Here is a 15,871-nt window from a genome sequence, read left to right on the forward strand (position 1 = left end):
AACCCCTGATCCGTCATGGCGCGACTCAGCGTTGTTCGCGCAGGCGTACGGCGATGTCCGGCTGGTCGATGAACAGACCGTCGATGCCGGTGGCGAGGAAGGCGCGCAGCTCGGCTTCGATATCGCCGCGCTCGGCCGGCTCGCTGCCGTTGCGCAGGCTGGTGGGCAGGAAGGCGTTCTCGGCGCGGAAGGTGTAGGGGTGGACCTTGAGCTTGGCCGCATGAGCGTCACGCACCAGGCTGGTGGGCGTGGTCAGATTGCCGGCGGCGTCGCGCGGGATGACCATGCTTTTCTCCGGGCCGATGCCGCTGGCGTAGCGGGCGATGGCCTTCAGGCCCTTGGGCGTGATCATCTGGGTATAGCTCAGGCCGGTGCCGAGCACCTGCTGGTCATAGGGCTGGCCCTCGGTCCACAGCAGTTGCACCAGGCGCACCTGGGTCAGGCGGCTGAGGGTCTTGAGGTTCTCCACCTCGAAGGACTGGATGTACACCGGCGCCTTGGCGCTGTCGTAACCGTTGCGCCCCAGCACCTTGACCAGCGGCTGCTCCATGGCCAGGCCGATCTGCTGAAAGTGGGTCGGATGCTTGGTTTCCGGATACAGGCCGATGACCCGCTGCTGGCTGAGCTGCAGGCTCTTCACCAGGTCGATGATCTCCTGCAGGGTGGGAATCTCGAACTGGCCATCGAAGCGCTGGTTGGCCGGGCGCACCTGCGGGATGCGCTCGATGGCGCGCAGGGTCTTGAGTTCGGCCAGAGTGAAATCCTCGCTGAACCAGCCTTCCAGGCTGACGCCGTCCACCGTCTGGGTGCGCTTGCGGTTGGCGAACTCCGCACGTTGCGCCACGTCGGTGGTCAGCCCCAGTTCGTTGTCATGACGGGCCACCAGCTGGCCGTCGCGGGTCATCACCAGGTCCGGCTCGACGTAATCCGCGCCCTGCAGGATGGCCAGGGCATAGGCGGCCAGGGTGTGTTCGGGCACGTAACCGCTGGCGCCGCGGTGGGCGATCACCAGCGGTTTGGCATCGCCACGGGGTTTGCCCTTGTGCGCCAGCGGCTGCTGCTGTGCCCAGTCGATGGCGGCCTGCACGCTATCGGGCTCGGCGGGGGCGGCAAGGCCGAGGGTCGGTAGCAGCAGGCCGGCGCAGAGCAGCCAGCTGCGAAGCGGTTTGTTCAACATGGTGGTACCTCCGTGCACGGGGATGGAAACCCAAGCCTGCACCGGTAAGGGTGACGATTGTGCGACAGACTTCCAGGCCTGGTCGGTTCTGTGCGCCATTGGGCAAAGCCAAAGGTGGGCTGCGGGTGCGCCGGGTGCTCTGCTATGCTCGCCGCCATGAAAACGACACTGCCCCTTTGCCTCATCGCAGCGCTCGCGCACAATCGCGTGATTGGCCGCGACAATCAACTGCCCTGGCATCTGCCGGCGGATCTCAAGCACTTCAAGGCCCTGACTCTGGGCAAGCCGATCATCATGGGGCGCAAGACCTGGGATTCACTCGGTCGGCCGCTGCCGGGCCGGCTCAATCTTGTGGTCAGCCGCCAGCCTGGCCTGACCCTCGAAGGCGCCGAGGTGTTCGCGACTCTGGAAGCGGCCATCGAGCGTGCCGATGCCTGGGCGCGTGAAGAGGATGCCGGCGAACTGATGTTGATTGGTGGCGCGCAGCTCTACGAACTGGGCCTCGCTCAGGCCGAGCGTCTGTACCTGACGCGTGTGGGGCTCGATCCCGATGGTGACGCGTTCTTTCCGCAAATCGACGAGTCGGTCTGGCGCATGACGTCCAGCGTCGAGCATCCGGCCTCTGCCGAGACGCCGTTCTACGCCTTCGAGGTGTGGGACCGGCGCGGCGCATAACCATAACGACCCTTCCGGCCGTTGTTGTCGCCTGACTCTCCAGCGCGCGTGACGGCCATTGTCTTGCCTCTGCCGTAATTTCTCTGGTGAATGTTGCTGCAGGTATTTCGATGACTGATAAATCGCCCGTCGACGAGGCCCCGGGCGCCGTCGCCGCACTCTTCGTGCGCCACCCGCTGTGGGAGGATGCGCTGGCCTTGCTGTTCGGCACCGCCCTGGTTGCCCTGGGCATTGCCTTCTACACCCATGCCGGCCTATTGACCGGCGGCACCGTCGGCATCGCGTTTCTGGCCAACTATCAGGCTGGCTGGTCGTTCGGGCTGGTGTTCTGCCTGGTCAACCTGCCGTTCTACCTGCTCGGTATCTGGCGCATGGGCTGGGGTTTCACCTTGCGTACCGGCTGCGCGGTGTTGCTGGTTTCGCTGCTGGCCGAACTGACGCCGCACTGGGTCGCCTTCGCCCATCTCAGCGCGCTTTATGCTGCATTGTTCGGTGGGGCTGCGATGGGCCTGGGGTTGCTCATGCTGTTCCGCCATCGCGCCAGCCTGGGCGGGGTGAACATTCTCGCCCTGTACATGCAGGAGCGCTTCGGTCTGCGCGCGGGCGCGGTGCAGATGGCCATCGACGCGAGCATCGTGCTGGCGGCCATCTTCGTGGTGTCGCCAGACAAGGTGCTGCTCTCGGTGCTGGGGGCGGTGATGCTCAATCTGGTGCTGGCGATCAATCACCGGGCCGATCGTTACGTCGGCGTCAGTTGATCCCGCAACGACCGAGGGGCTGCCCCGCTGGAGGCAGCCCCTCGTCGGGTTTGCGGGTTCGAGCGTCAGATCACTTCGGTGAACTGGATGATCTCCACCCAGTAGCCGTCCGGATCCTTGATGAAGGCGATGTCGCGCATGCGGCCGTCGGTCAGGCGTTTCTGGAAGTCCACGCCGAGCTCTTCGAAGCGCTGGCAGGCGGCCTTGATGTCCGGCACCGCCACGCACAGGTGGCCGAAGCCGCGCGGGTCGCTGTTGCCGCTGTGGTAGGCAAACTCCGGGTCTTTCTCGGTTCCGTAGTTGTAGGTCAGCTCCAGCACGCCGGGGATGGACTTGCGCCACTGATGGCGGGCGGCCGGATCGGCCGGGATCTGCGACTTGTCAGCGATCAAGGCGAGGAAGTACAGGCTGAATTCGGCGTCGGGGAAGTCCTTCTTCTCCAGCAGGGTGAAGCCCAGCACGCGGGTGTAGAAGTCCAGGGATTTCTGCAGATCCTTCACGCGGATCATGGTGTGGTTGTAGACGAAGTCGGCTGTGGCGACGTCGGGCTTGGCGGTCACTCCGGGAATGGCGTTGAGCTCGTCGAGGGTCATGGGGTTCTCCATCAGGCGGGAAAAGGCTGTATTTACCTAGATGGATTCGGTGGCAACGTTTTTCAAGTATGTGGGGAAGCCTTTGCCAGCCCTAGCCAGGCAACGATGCAGGGGCGTTTGTAGGAGCGGCTTCAGCCGCGATTGACGCGAAGAGGCGAAGAGGCGAAGAGGCGAAGCATCGCGGCTGAAGCCGCTCCTACGGCGAGGGTAGACAACGCTTCTTTTGTCCACCATTGGGGGCAGGGCGGTGGACGGGTGAAGCGTCGTCCGCTCTACCGGGTTTCAGATCTGCAGCGTGATCAGCTCGGCCCTAAACTGGTCGCCTTCGATATGCAGGATGCCCACGCCAATGGGCAGCTTGAAGCGTCGCGGGCCGGCGCTGCCGGGGTTGAGGTAGAGCACGCCATCGCGCTCTTCATGCAGCGGCTTGTGCGAATGCCCGGCGATTACCACGTCGATGCCTTCGGCCCTGGGATCGATGGCCAATTGCTTGAGATCGTGCAGGACATAAAGGCTGACCGCGTCGAAGCGCAGGACCAATTGCTCTGGAATGGCGTCTGCCCAGGCCTGGTCATCGTTGTTGCCGCGCACCACCGACAGCGGCGCGATGCGCTCCAGCTCGGCAAGGATATGTGGCCCGCCGATATCGCCGGCATGGATCAGGTGGTCGACGCCCTGCAATGCCGCCAGCGCTTCGGGGCGTAGCAGGTTGTGGGTGTCGGCGATCAGGCCGATGCGCATGGAACTCTCCTTCAGCGAGCGAGAGACCAGCTTGCGGCCGAACACACGCCAATGCAAAACCCGAGTGCAAGAAAAAGCCCGGCACGGTGGTCGTAATACTGTTCACTTAAGGTGCTCGCGCTTGGCTCCCCTCTCCCATTTATGGGAGAGGGGTTGGGGGAGAGGGCCGAAAACACCGCAGAACTGCCATTTCCCCCTCTCCCTAACCCTCTCCCCGGAGGGGCGAGGGGACTTATCGCGTTCGACCGCTTCTTATGTGAACAGCATTACGGCACTGTGGCCGGGCTTTCGTGTGCAGCAGCGATCAGCCGTCGAGCATCGCCTTGTCACGCACCGCGCCCTTGTCGGCGCTGGTGGCGAGCAATGCATAGGCTTTCAGGGCGGTGGTCACCTTGCGCGCGCGCGGCTGCGCCGGCTTCCAGCCTTTCTTGTCCTGCTCGGCGCGGCGGGCGGCCAGTTCTTCATCGCTGACCAGCAGGTTGATGCTGCGGTTGGGAATGTCGATGAGGATCTTGTCGCCGTCATTGACCAGACCGATGGCGCCGCCCGATGCGGCTTCCGGCGAGGCGTGGCCGATGGACAGACCGCTGGTGCCGCCGGAGAAACGACCGTCGGTGAGCAGGGCGCAGGCCTTGCCCAGGCCCTTGGACTTCAGGTAGCTGGTCGGATACAGCATTTCCTGCATGCCCGGGCCGCCTTTCGGGCCTTCGTAGCGGATGATGACGATGTCGCCGGCCTTCACCTCATCATTGAGGATGCCCTTGACTGCGCTGTCCTGGCTCTCGAACACCTTGGCAGTGCCTTCGAACACATGGATGGACTCGTCGACGCCGGCGGTCTTCACCACGCAGCCGTCGAGGGCGATGTTGCCGTACAGCACCGCAAGTCCACCCTCCTGGGAATAAGCGTGCTCGACGCTGCGGATGCAGCCTTCGGCGCGGTCATCGTCCAGGCTCGGCCAGCGGGTGCTCTGGCTGAACGCGGTCTGGGTCGGGATGCCGGCAGGGCCAGCCTTGAAGAAGTGGTGAACCGCTTCGTCCTGAGTCTGGGTGATGTCCCACTGGGCGATGGCATCGCGCATGCTCGGGCTGTGGACGGTGTGCACATCGGTGTGCAGCAGGCCGCCACGGGCCAGCTCGCCGAGGATGGAGAAGATGCCCCCGGCGCGGTGCACGTCTTCCATGTGGTACTTCTGGATGTTCGGCGCCACCTTGCACAGCTGCGGTACCTTGCGCGACAGGCGATCGATGTCGCGCAGGTCGAACGGCACCTCGGCTTCCTGGGCCGCGGCCAGCAGGTGCAGGATGGTGTTGGTCGAACCGCCCATGGCGATGTCGAGCATCATGGCGTTCTCGAACGCCTTGAAGTTGGCGATGTTGCGCGGCAGCACCGACTCGTCGCCCTCGCCGTAGTAGCGCTGGCACAGCTCGACGGCCAGGCGGCCAGCGCGCAGGAACAGCTGCTCGCGGTCACTGTGGGTGGCCAGGGTCGAGCCGTTGCCCGGCAGGGAAAGCCCTAAGGCTTCGGTCAGGCAGTTCATCGAGTTGGCGGTGAACATGCCGGAGCAGCTGCCGCAGGTTGGGCAGGCGCTGCGCTCGTATTCGGCGACTTTCTCGTCGGACGCGGTCGAGTCGGCAGCGATGACCATGGCGTCAACCAGGTCCAGACCGTGGTTGGCCAGCTTGGTCTTGCCGGCTTCCATCGGCCCGCCGGAGACGAACACCACCGGGATGTTCAGGCGCAGCGCAGCCATCAGCATGCCGGGGGTGATCTTGTCGCAGTTGGAGATGCAGACGATGGCGTCGGCGCAGTGGGCGTTGACCATGTACTCGACGGAGTCGGCGATGATCTCGCGGCTCGGCAGCGAATAAAGCATGCCGTCGTGGCCCATGGCGATGCCGTCGTCCACGGCGATGGTGTTGAATTCCTTGGCCACGCCGCCGTGCTTCTCGATCTCGCGGGCGACCAGCTGGCCCAGGTCCTTCAGGTGCACGTGGCCGGGCACGAACTGGGTGAAGGAGTTGGCGATGGCGATGATCGGTTTCTTGAAGTCTTCGTCCTTCATCCCCGTGGCGCGCCACAGGGCGCGGGCGCCGGCCATGTTGCGGCCGTGGGTGGAGGTCTTCGAGCGGTAATCGGGCATGACGATGATCCTGCGGCTAATTCGGTTGTATGTGCGGTGAGCGTCGTCGAGCGGCAGATCGCCGCGGTATCAGGAGGCTGCATGACGAAACGGGATCACCGTTCGTACGGCCGGGGCTCACGGGCCCGCCGGAGGATTTCTGGCGAGGAATCGCCTGATTCTACGCCCGCCAGGGCTGGCGGGGAAAGGTTGATGGTCGCCTGTCGCAGCTGGGGTGGCTCCGCGCCGCATATGCGCTGCGCACGCCGCCCAAACCTTTTCCTTGGCCTGCAGCGAGCTGCTTGGTGATCCGCTAGGCCTGCGAGCAGATTGCCTGCCGCCAATCGACGCTGGTGAGCGCCCTTCGTGACGAGCGTTAAAGGTCGGTACAACAAGCCGGCAGGGCGCTGGAAGGCGACGCCAGAGGGCCGGGCAAGCGTAGCTGATCAGCAGAGCGCACCTGCCGAAACGCACTCGGCAGGTGCAGGTGGCTCAGCTGTTGGGCAGCAGGCGTACGGTCAGGCTCTTGATGTAACGGGTTTCGTTGATCGCCGGGTGTACCGGGTGATCCGGGCCCTGGGCGCCTCGTTCGAGCAGCTGGATGTTGCGATCCAGATGGCGCGCGCTGGTCAGCAGGATGTTCTGCAGGTTGTCCTCCTCCAGGTGCATGGAGCAGCTGGCGCTGACCAGGATGCCGTCCTTGTTGAGCAGGCGCATCGCGGTTTCGTTGAGACGGCGGTAGGCGGCCTCGCCGTTCTTGATGTCCTTCTTGCGCTTGATGAAGGCGGGTGGATCGGCGATCACCACGTCGAAGCGCTCTTCGGCGAATTTCAGTTCACGCAAGGCGGCGAACACGTCGCCTTCGACGCAGGTGACCTTCTCGGCAAAGCCATTGAGCGTGGCGTTGCGCTCCACGCCGTCGAGGGCGAAGCCGGAGGCGTCCACGCAAAACACTTCGCTGGCACCGAAGGCGGCCGCCTGCACGCCCCAGCCGCCGATGTAGCTGAACAGGTCGAGCACGCGCTTGCCCTTGACGTAGGGCGCCAGGCGCGCGCGGTTCATGCGGTGGTCGTAGAACCAGCCGGTCTTCTGCCCTTCGATCACGGGCGCCTCGAACTTCACCCCGTTCTCTTCCAGTGCGACCCACTCCGGCACCTCGCCGTAGGCGGTTTCCACGTAGCGCTCGAGGCCTTCGGCATCGCGTGCGCTGGAGTCGTTCTTGAACAGGATGCCGCTGGGCTTGAGCACCTGGATCAGTGCGGCGAGCACGTCATCCTTGTGCGCCTCCATGGTGGCCGAGGCCAGCTGTACTACCAGAATGTCGAAGAAGCGATCGACCACCAGGCCCGGCAGCAGGTCGGAGTCGCCGTACACCAGGCGGTAGCAGGGCTTGTCGAACAGGCGCTCGCGCAGGCTCAGGGCGACGTTGAGGCGATGCACCAGCAGGGACTTGTCCAGCACGTGCTTGACGTCGCGTGACAGCAGGCGGGCGCAGATCAGGTTGTTCGGGCTCATGGCGACGATGCCCAGCGGCTTGCCGCCGGCCGCTTCGAGCACGGCCTGGTCGCCTGCTTTGAGGCCATGCAGCGGGGTGGCGGCAACATCGATCTCGTTGCTGTACACCCACAGATGGCCGGCGCGCAGGCGTCGGTCGGCGTTGGCTTTCAGGCGCAGACTGGGCAGGGAAGACATGAGTTCGGGCTCCGCGGGGAAAAGAGCGGGATTATAGCGGTTTGCACGAAGACCCGGCGGTTACAAAAGTCGACTGCGGGCGTGCCTGAGCTTTGGCTAGACTGTGCGCTAATTCTCACCCTGCATGATCGTCCATCCATGACTTACGAACTTACCGCCGAACAGATCCAGCAAGTCCTGCAGGGGATCAGCGTACCGCCGCAACCGCAGATCATGGTCGATCTGCAGATGGAACAGATCATGCCGAGCCCGGATCTGCGCAGCATCGCCAAGCTGATCAGCCAGGATCCGGGGCTTTCCGGCGCGCTGCTGAAAATCGTCAACTCGCCGCATTTCGGCCTGGCCAACCGCATCGCCTCGATCCAGCAGGCGGTCAATCTGCTGGGCTGCAATACGGTGATCAACCTGATCAATGCGCAGTCGATCAAGGGCGAGCTGACCGACGAAGCGATACTGGTGCTAAACCGCTTCTGGGACAGCGCGCAGGACGTGGCCATGACCTGCCTGACCCTGGCCAAGCGCCTTGGTTATCAGTCGCCGGACGAAGCCTACAGCGTTGGGCTGTTCCATGACTGCGGCATTCCGCTGATGCTCAAGCGCTTCCCCAACTACATGCAGGTGCTGGAGGAAGCCTATGCCAGCGCCAGCGACGAGCGTCGCGTGGTCGATACCGAAAACCGTCTGCTGACCACCAACCACGCCGTAGTGGGTTATTTCACCGCGCGTTCCTGGCGTTTGCCCGGCCACCTGTGCGAGGTCATCGCCAACCACCACAATGCCCTGTCGATCTTCAGCGACGATTCGGGGCGCGACGCGCAGCTCAAGACGCTGCTGGGCATCCTGAAGATGGCCGAGCATATCTGCGAGACCCATCGCGTATTGGGTGGCCAGGCCGTCGACATGGAATGGCAGTACATCGCCCAGCCGATTCTCGAGTACGTCGGGCTGTCTGAATACGACTTCGAGAACCTGCGTGAAAGTATTCGCGACCTGACCGTACTTTGACCCAAGTAGAGCGGTGCCAGCGTGTGGGCTTCGGTGCGTGCTACCGCTTGGCGCACCGCTCCTGCTAAGGTGGCGCACCGCCGTTCTTCTGCCGTATTACCATGCCCGAATTACCTGAAGTCGAAACAACCCGCCGCGGTATTGCCCCCTATCTTGAAGGTCAGCGCGTCAGCCGCGTGATCGTGCGCGAGCGCCGCCTGCGCTGGCCGATTCCCGAGGACCTGGACATTCGTCTGTCCGGCCAGCGTATCGAGTGCGTCGAACGGCGCGCCAAGTACCTGCTGATCAAGGCCGAAGTCGGCAGTCTGATCGGCCATCTGGGCATGTCCGGCAGCTTGCGTCTGGTCGAGTGCGGCCTGGCGGCGGCCAAGCATGAACATGTGGATATCGAACTGGAGTCCGGCCTGGCCCTGCGCTACACCGATCCGCGGCGCTTCGGCGCGCTGCTCTGGAGCGAAGATCCGCTGCGCCATGAGCTGCTCAGCAAGCTCGGCCCGGAGCCGCTGGGTGGCCTGTTCGATGGCGAGCGGCTGTTCCAGCTGTCGCGCGGGCGCAGCATGGCGGTCAAGCCCTTCATCATGGACAACGCGGTGGTTGTGGGGGTGGGCAATATCTATGCGACCGAGGCGCTGTTCGCGGCCGGTATCGATCCGCGCCGCGAAGCCGGGGCGATCTCGCGGACGCGCTACCTGCGCCTGGCCGAGGAGATCAAGCGCATCCTCGCCCATGCCATCGAGCGAGGCGGCACGACCCTGCGCGACTTCGTCGGCGGCGATGGCCAGCCCGGCTACTTCCAGCAGGAGCTGTTCGCCTACGGCCGCGGCGGCGAGTTCTGCAAGGTCTGCGGCAGCACGCTGCGTGAGGTCAAGCTGGGGCAGCGGGCGAGTGTCTACTGTCCCAAGTGTCAACGTTGAAAAACGGCTGACGGGCGAACCTTAGGGCGGGTCGCCCGCCCTCCGGCATAAAACAAGAAAATACCGAGGTTTGATCGATGTCCGGTAACTACCTGCCTCGCAATCCGGCCGCCGAATGGCTGGGGCGCAGCGTGCTGAAACTGATGGGCTGGCGGATCGAGGGCGAGCTGCCGAAGCTCGACAAGTTCGTCGCCATTGGCGCCCACCACACCTCCAACTGGGACTTCGTGATCTTCATCGCGCTGAAGTTCGTGCTACGCCTCAACGCCCGCTGGTTCGGCAAGCACAGCATCTTTCGCTGGCCCTTCGGCGGCCTGATGCGCAGTTGGGGCGGCATCCCGATCCGTCGCGATCGCAAGCTCAACACCGTCGAACAGGCGGTGCAGGCCTTTCGCGAGCATGATCAGTTCATTCTGGTGCTGTCGCCGGAAGGCACGCGCAAGAAGGTCGAGCGCTGGAAGATGGGCTTCTACCATATCGCGCTGGGCGCCGGCGTACCTATAGTGCTGGGCGCGCTGGATTACCAGAACCGCCGTGTAGTGATCGGCCCGACCTTCCAGCCGACGGGTGATGAGAAAGCCGATCTGACTGCCATTCTGGCGTTCTTTCGCCCCTATGTACCGAAAAAGCCGGACTACGCCTTTCATGGCGATTGACGTCCGTCACGCTGACAATTACCAATGCGCTGTTATAGTTACTGGCACTTTCCCGAATAATCTGAAGGATCGATCCATGAAAGCGTTCCGCACCTCCGCTGCTGTCCTGGCGCTGACCTCTGGCCTGCTGGCGCTATCGGCGCAGGCGGAAGTGGTTCAGCAGAACGTCAGCGGTGATCCGCTCTACACCGTCGAGGCCCCCAAGGGTTACGCCATGGTCGGTGATCTGGTCATCGCCCGCCCGCTGCTGATCGGCGCAACCGCCATCGGCGCCGCGGCCTTCATCGTCAGCCTGCCGTTCACCGCACTGGGCGGCAATGTCGGCGAGGCCGCCCAATCGCTGGTGGTCGAGCCAGGCAAAGAAGCCTTCGTTCGCTGCCTGGGTTGCACCAGCAGCGGCTACAAGCGCGACTGATTCGCCGTAGGCGTGCCGTTTGCGGCCTCTCGCTCCCAACGGAGCGAGAGGCCGTTTGCGTTTTGGCACCACTGAAAGGATGACGTGTTGGTGATGAAGTACCTGCGTTGGGTGATGCTGCTGCTGATGGTGCTGGGACTGTTGGCGTCATTCTGGTTCAGCGAGGGCTGGCTGCAGCTGTGTGCGGGCCTGGCGATCTTCCTGTTCGGCATGCAGTGCCTGGAAGAGGGCCTGCGCCAGCTGGCGGGCAGCAAGCTGGAGCAGGTACTCGGACGCAGTACCTCGACCCCCTTCAAGAGCCTGCTGTTCGGTGTCGGTGGAACCCTGCTGCTGCAATCGAGCACCCTGGTGTCGCTGCTGACCATCGCCTTCATCAGTACCGGGCTTATCCAGCTGGCCGGCGGTATCGCCATCCTCTTCGGCGCCAATCTCGGTGCCACCAGCGGTATCTGGCTGCTGGCAATGGCCGGGCAGAACCTCAGCCTCAGCCCACTGGCGTTGCCGCTGCTGGTGCTCGGTGTGCTGGCCGGTTTCTTCGGCCCGAGAAGCAAGGCGGCCGGGCGCATCGTGCTGGGAATCGCCTTCATCTTTCTCGGCATCGACCAGATCAAGGAAGGCTTCGCCAGCTTCGGCGACGGCCTGGACATGACCGGCTATCAGGAGGGCGGCTGGCGCGGGGCGCTGCTGTTCACCGCCATCGGCATGGCCATCACCGTGGTGCTGCAATCGAGCCATGCCACCCTGATGCTGACCCTGGCCGCGCTGGCCAGCGGTCAACTGGAGCTGGGGCAGAGCCTGGCCATCGCCATCGGCTCGAACATCGGCAGTAGCGTCACCACCGCCTTCGTCGGCTCGCTCGGCGGCAATCGCAGCGGCCAGCGCCTGGCCCTGGCCCATGTGCTGTTCAACATCAGCACCGGCCTGCTCGCCTTCTGTCTGCTCGGCCCGCTGACCTGGCTGGTGCATGCCCTGGCCGAGCCACTGGGCCTGGGCGAGAACAGCCTGATCCAGCTGGCGATGTTCCATACCCTGTTCAACGCCATGGGCGTGGCGCTGTTCTGGCCGTTGCAGGAGCGCCTGGCGCAGTTGTTGATTCGCTGGCTGCCGGAGCGGGCCGAGCCGCAGGTACTGATCGCCGAGGTGGCGCCTGCGCAGGTGGCCGAACCCGAGACGACCCAGGCGCGTTATCTCAACGAGCGTGCGCTGGACTCGGTGGAGTCGGCGTCCGTCGCGGTGGTGCAGGAGCTGGGGCATCTAGGCCGCCTGAGCCTGGAGGTGATCTGCCATGCGCTGTACCTGCCGGTGGATCAGCTGGCGCATGCCAGGGCAGACGAACAGTTGCTGCAGGCCAGACCCGCGCAGGCGGGATTCGACGCCGACCAGCTCTATCGCCGTCATATCAAGGGCGTGTACGGCGATCTGCTGAGCTTCATGGGGCGTATGGAACTGCCCATGGACGAAGCGCACCAGCAGTTCTGGGTCAGTTGCCAGCTGGCGGCACTGCAACTGGTGGATGCGGTCAAGGATGCCAAGCATCTGCAGAAGAACCTCGGCCATTACCTGGAGCAGCCGCCTTCGGGCGCGCGCACCTGTTATGTCGAGTTGCGCCGCCATCTGTTGCGGGCCTTGCACGAGTTGCGTGAACTGGCCCGCGCCGAACTGGAGGATGAGGCCTGGCACTCGCGTCTGGCCTGGCTGGACGAGCAGGCAGCGACCTTCGATGCACAGTTCCGCCAGCGTCTGTTCAGTGAGGTGCGTTACGGCCACCTCGATGGCCTGCAGACCAGCTCGCTGATGAACGATCTGGGCTATGCCAGCCGCATCTTCCAGAGCCTGCGCAACGTGCTGATGCTGGGCAGCGAGCAGGCGCTGTTCCGCGAGCTGCGCAAGTTCGGTGATGAGCAGGAAAGCCTGATCCGGCTCTCCTGACTCAAGGCGTGGCCCGGATGAAATCCGGGAGCGGTTGTGCAGTTTCCCCGGATTGCATCCGGGCTACGGTCACATGCGGTCGATGCGTATCAGGGCGTCGCTTCACCTATCCCGCGAGGGTCGCTGGCGGCCTGCACCTCGCCGCTGACCTTGTCCCAGAACAACACCTGCTGGTTGCCGTACGGCCGATCCAGGCGTTTGAGTGCGTAGCCGCGCTGTTGCAGCTCGGCGATCTGCTGGTCGCTGAAGGTATCCGGCTCGTGCTCGATCACATCGGGCATGAACTGGTGATGGTAGCGTGCCACTGCGGGCCAGCGCTCGATGGGCTGGTCGTCCAGGTACTCGAGCATCGACAGCAGCACCATGCTCGGAATGCGGCTGCCGCCCGGTGTACCGAAGGCGGCGAATTCATCGCTGCTCTCGATGAAGCTCGGGCTCATGGAGGACAGCGGACGTTTGCCGCCGGCTATGGCATTGGCCTGGCTGCCGGCCAGGCCGTAGGCGTTGGCGCCCTGTACGTCGGCAGCGAAATCGTCCATCTCGTCGTTGAGCAGCACACCGGTGCCGGGCACGGTGAAGGCAGCGCCGAAGGGCAGGTTGATCGACAGCGTGGCGGCGACTGCGTTGCCTTCTGCATCGAGCACGGCGAAGTGCGTGGTGTGGTCCCCTTCATGCCAGGTGCCGGCCGGCGGCAGGCTGGCGCTGGGTGTGGCCTGCTCCGTCTCTATACTGCCGGCGAGTACGGCCAGGTGCCCGGGCGAGAGCAATTGATCCACTGGATTCCTGACGAAGTCCGGGTCGCCCAACAGGCCGCGATCACGATAAGCGCGGCGCAGCGCCTCCACCACGTAATGCACGCGCTGCACCGGCTCGGCGTCACGCCAGGGCAGTTGAGCAAGCATCGCCAGGCTCTGCGCCAGGGCCACGCCGCCTGCCGAGGGTGGCGGTGCACTGATCAGCTCGCGGCCATCTTCCAGGACGAAGCGCAGCGGCGTGCGATGAACGATGCGGTACTCGCGAAGGTCGTCCAGAGTCCAGATACCGCCAGCATGGCGCACACCGGTCACCAGGCGCTCCGCCACCGGCCCTGAATAGAAGCCTCCACGGCCGTGCGCGGCCAGTGCTTGCAGGGTGGCGGCGAGATCGGGCTGGCGCAGCAGATGGCCTTCGCCGGGGATTTCGCCCTGGTCGAGGAACAGCCTGGCGCTCTCGGGATCATCGCGCAGCGCCGACAGGCGCCAGGTCGCGCGTTCGCGGTAGACGCGATCCACCGCAAAGCCCTCGTTGGCCAGGCGAATCGCCGGAGCCAGGCTGGCTTTCAGGGGCAGGCGCCCGTGCTTCTCGGCCAGCTCGACCAATGCTGCCGGCAGCCCTGGAATAGCGGCAGCCAGCGCGCCATTGAGCGATAACTCGCGCTGCACCTTGCCATCGCGGACATAGAGGTCCGGCTTGGCCTCCAGTGGCGCGCGCTCACGGGCGTCGAGGAAGTCGTAGCCGGGGGCGTCGCCAGCAGTGCGCAACAGAAAGAAGCCGCCACCACCCAGGCCGGAGCCATAGGGCTCGACCACCGCCAGGGCGGCGCTGGCGGCTACGGCTGCGTCGAAGGCATTGCCGCCGGCGTCGAGCATCTGCTGCGCTGCAGCGGTGGCGGCGGGGTGGGCAGTGGCAATGGCGGGTTGCTGCGGAGCGGCCTGGGCCAGCAGGCTGGCGCCGAGCAGCAGGGTCGATAGCAGGAGTTTGCGCAACATGCGATCTACCAGAGGCGGCTGAGGGAAGCTTGCAGCTTAACAGCCTCGCTCGGGCGAGGGGCAACGGGCGCGGAGAAAGCAGGAAGCCGCCGGCCTCCTCGGAAGCTTCAGGCCTTGCCGGTGATGATGCGGTACTTCTGCATCAGTTCATCCTTGCTCTCGACGTTGTTCTCGTCGAGCGGAATGCAGTCTACCGGGCAGACCTGCTGGCATTGCGGCTCGTCGTAATGGCCGACGCACTCGGTGCACAGGTTGGGGTCGATCACGTAGATCTCCTCACCCTGGGAAATGGCGCCGTTGGGGCACTCGGGTTCGCAGACGTCGCAGTTGATGCAATCGTCGGTGATGATCAGGGACATGGGTAACTCCTGTCGCGGCGACGCCGAGACACTGGCAGACAACGATGCGCGAATTGTGCCGGATTGGTGCAGCTTGTGTCATGCGCCCGTGCTGCATCTGTGGGAGGGGCTTTAGCCGCGACAGTCGCCGCTGAAGCGCCTCCCACAAGTGCTCTTCAGCTTTTTTGAAAGCGCGCGTTGAGTGCGTCGGCGACGGCCGGATGCACGAACTTGGAGATATCGCCGCCCAAAGCCGCGATCTCGCGAACCAGGGTCGAGGAGATGAAGGAGTACTTTTCCGACGGGGTGAGGAACAGACTTTCCACATCCGGCGCCAGCTGGCGGTTCATGTTGGCCAGCTGGAACTCGTACTCGAAGTCGGATACCGCGCGCAGGCCGCGCAGGAACACGTTGGCGCCCTGTTCCTTGACGAAGTGCGCCAGCAGCGAGGAGAAACCCACCACTTCGACATTCGGCAGGTGCTTGGTCACTTCACGGGCCAGCTCGACGCGTTGTTCCAGCGGGAACAGCGGGTTCTTCTTGGGGCTGGCGGCAACGGCGATGATGACGTGATCGAAAAGTCGCGCGGCGCGTTCGACCAGATCGCCATGGCCTTTGGTGATGGGGTCGAAGGTACCCGGGTACAACACTCGATTCATCGCTTCGTCCTGTTCGAGGCGGCAAGAGTCGCGGATGGTAGCGCAGCGTTTCCCTTGCGGCCAAGCGCGACGAAAGCTCAGTCACTGCGCAGATGCAGCAGCAGCGCAGGCAGCAGGCAGGCGAGGGCGATCCAGTCGGCGATCACCACACGGCGCAGAGCCTCGTTGTAGACGGGCGCGCTCCATGCCAGCAGGAGAAAGGCGAGCACGCTGATCAGCCCGCCGATCAGTGCCGCGCTGCGCAGCGCCGGGATGAAGGTTGCGGCCACCAGCAGGCTGCCGAGCAGGCCGAACAGCACGGCGCGGTGGCGCATGAGGATCTGCAGGTTGGGCTCGTCCAGGGCGATGCCGTAAAGCGCATTGAGGCGTTCACCCCCGAACGCGCCGACCAGCGGCAGCAGATGGATAACGCCGGCCACCAGCAGCAGAACGGCGATCAGCTTGCTCAT

Annotated in this window: 16 protein-coding genes; 7 read left to right on the forward strand and 9 right to left on the reverse strand. The window is 64.5% G+C overall.

Annotation, left to right across the window (positions count from 1 at the left end; all coding sequences use genetic code 11):
* Positions 1 to 25: 25 nt before the first annotated feature.
* Positions 26 to 1,177, reverse strand: coding sequence for a glycerophosphodiester phosphodiesterase (locus DXK50_RS15495; RefSeq protein ID WP_212630931.1), 1,152 nt, complete (start codon positions 1,175 to 1,177; stop codon positions 26 to 28).
* 144 nt (positions 1,178 to 1,321) lie between these two features.
* Between DXK50_RS15495 and DXK50_RS15500 the strand changes: the two genes are divergently transcribed.
* Together DXK50_RS15500 and DXK50_RS15505 are read left to right on the forward strand one after the other, a co-directional pair.
* Complete coding sequence (locus tag DXK50_RS15500; protein WP_161866207.1) at positions 1,322 to 1,852, forward strand: dihydrofolate reductase; 531 nt, start codon at positions 1,322 to 1,324, stop codon at positions 1,850 to 1,852.
* Positions 1,853 to 1,962: 110 nt separating this feature from the next.
* Positions 1,963 to 2,610, forward strand: coding sequence for a YitT family protein (locus tag DXK50_RS15505; RefSeq protein WP_212630932.1), 648 nt, complete (start codon positions 1,963 to 1,965; stop codon positions 2,608 to 2,610).
* A 65-nt stretch (positions 2,611 to 2,675) separates the two neighbouring features.
* Here the strand turns inward: DXK50_RS15505 and gloA are convergent, their stop codons facing one another.
* The 4 genes from gloA to DXK50_RS15525 all read right to left on the reverse strand — a co-directional run bounded on the left by gloA (position 2,676) and on the right by DXK50_RS15525 (position 7,758).
* A complete protein-coding gene (gene gloA, locus DXK50_RS15510) occupies positions 2,676 to 3,203 on the reverse strand; it encodes a lactoylglutathione lyase (RefSeq protein ID WP_212630933.1) in 528 nt (175 codons plus the stop codon).
* 282 nt (positions 3,204 to 3,485) lie between these two features.
* Positions 3,486 to 3,944: a metallophosphoesterase family protein gene (locus DXK50_RS15515; protein WP_212630934.1), complete on the reverse strand. Its 459-nt coding sequence runs from the start codon at positions 3,942 to 3,944 to the stop codon at positions 3,486 to 3,488.
* Positions 3,945 to 4,248: 304 nt separating this feature from the next.
* Complete coding sequence (ilvD, locus tag DXK50_RS15520; RefSeq protein ID WP_212630935.1) at positions 4,249 to 6,087, reverse strand: dihydroxy-acid dehydratase; 1,839 nt, start codon at positions 6,085 to 6,087, stop codon at positions 4,249 to 4,251.
* A gap of 471 nt (positions 6,088 to 6,558) precedes the next feature.
* Entirely contained in the window at positions 6,559 to 7,758 is a 1,200-nt protein-coding gene (locus DXK50_RS15525) for a class I SAM-dependent rRNA methyltransferase (RefSeq protein WP_212630936.1), read from the reverse strand.
* A 138-nt stretch (positions 7,759 to 7,896) separates the two neighbouring features.
* Here DXK50_RS15525 and DXK50_RS15530 point away from each other — a divergent pair, with 138 nt between their 5' ends.
* The 5 genes from DXK50_RS15530 to DXK50_RS15550 all read left to right on the forward strand — a co-directional run bounded on the left by DXK50_RS15530 (position 7,897) and on the right by DXK50_RS15550 (position 12,677).
* The gene (locus DXK50_RS15530; RefSeq protein WP_161866086.1) at positions 7,897 to 8,763 is read left to right on the forward strand and encodes an HDOD domain-containing protein; all 867 of its coding nucleotides are present in this window, start codon (positions 7,897 to 7,899) and stop codon (positions 8,761 to 8,763) included.
* 101 nt (positions 8,764 to 8,864) lie between these two features.
* Entirely contained in the window at positions 8,865 to 9,677 is an 813-nt protein-coding gene (gene mutM / locus DXK50_RS15535; RefSeq protein WP_212630937.1) for a bifunctional DNA-formamidopyrimidine glycosylase/DNA-(apurinic or apyrimidinic site) lyase, read from the forward strand.
* Positions 9,678 to 9,754: 77 nt separating this feature from the next.
* A complete protein-coding gene (locus DXK50_RS15540) occupies positions 9,755 to 10,333 on the forward strand; it encodes a lysophospholipid acyltransferase family protein (protein WP_024309879.1) in 579 nt (192 codons plus the stop codon).
* 76 nt (positions 10,334 to 10,409) lie between these two features.
* On the forward strand, positions 10,410 to 10,748 hold the full coding sequence (locus tag DXK50_RS15545) for a multidrug transporter (protein WP_161866084.1): 339 nt from the start codon (positions 10,410 to 10,412) through the stop codon (positions 10,746 to 10,748).
* Positions 10,749 to 10,841: 93 nt separating this feature from the next.
* Entirely contained in the window at positions 10,842 to 12,677 is a 1,836-nt protein-coding gene (locus tag DXK50_RS15550; protein ID WP_212630938.1) for a Na/Pi cotransporter family protein, read from the forward strand.
* Positions 12,678 to 12,766: 89 nt separating this feature from the next.
* Here the strand turns inward: DXK50_RS15550 and ggt are convergent, their stop codons facing one another.
* From ggt to DXK50_RS15570, 4 genes are all read right to left on the reverse strand, one after another.
* The gene (gene ggt / locus DXK50_RS15555; RefSeq protein ID WP_212630939.1) at positions 12,767 to 14,425 is read right to left on the reverse strand and encodes a gamma-glutamyltransferase; all 1,659 of its coding nucleotides are present in this window, start codon (positions 14,423 to 14,425) and stop codon (positions 12,767 to 12,769) included.
* Positions 14,426 to 14,532: 107 nt separating this feature from the next.
* Entirely contained in the window at positions 14,533 to 14,784 is a 252-nt protein-coding gene (locus tag DXK50_RS15560) for a YfhL family 4Fe-4S dicluster ferredoxin (protein ID WP_004373873.1), read from the reverse strand.
* 155 nt (positions 14,785 to 14,939) lie between these two features.
* Positions 14,940 to 15,422: a pantetheine-phosphate adenylyltransferase gene (coaD, locus tag DXK50_RS15565; RefSeq protein WP_024309875.1), complete on the reverse strand. Its 483-nt coding sequence runs from the start codon at positions 15,420 to 15,422 to the stop codon at positions 14,940 to 14,942.
* 77 nt (positions 15,423 to 15,499) lie between these two features.
* On the reverse strand, positions 15,500 to 15,871 hold the full coding sequence (locus tag DXK50_RS15570) for a phosphopantetheine adenylyltransferase (protein ID WP_212630940.1): 372 nt from the start codon (positions 15,869 to 15,871) through the stop codon (positions 15,500 to 15,502).

Source organism: Pseudomonas sp. KB-10, from assembly GCF_018221585.1.
GTDB classification, from domain to species: Bacteria; Pseudomonadota; Gammaproteobacteria; order Pseudomonadales; family Pseudomonadaceae; genus Aquipseudomonas; species Aquipseudomonas yangonensis.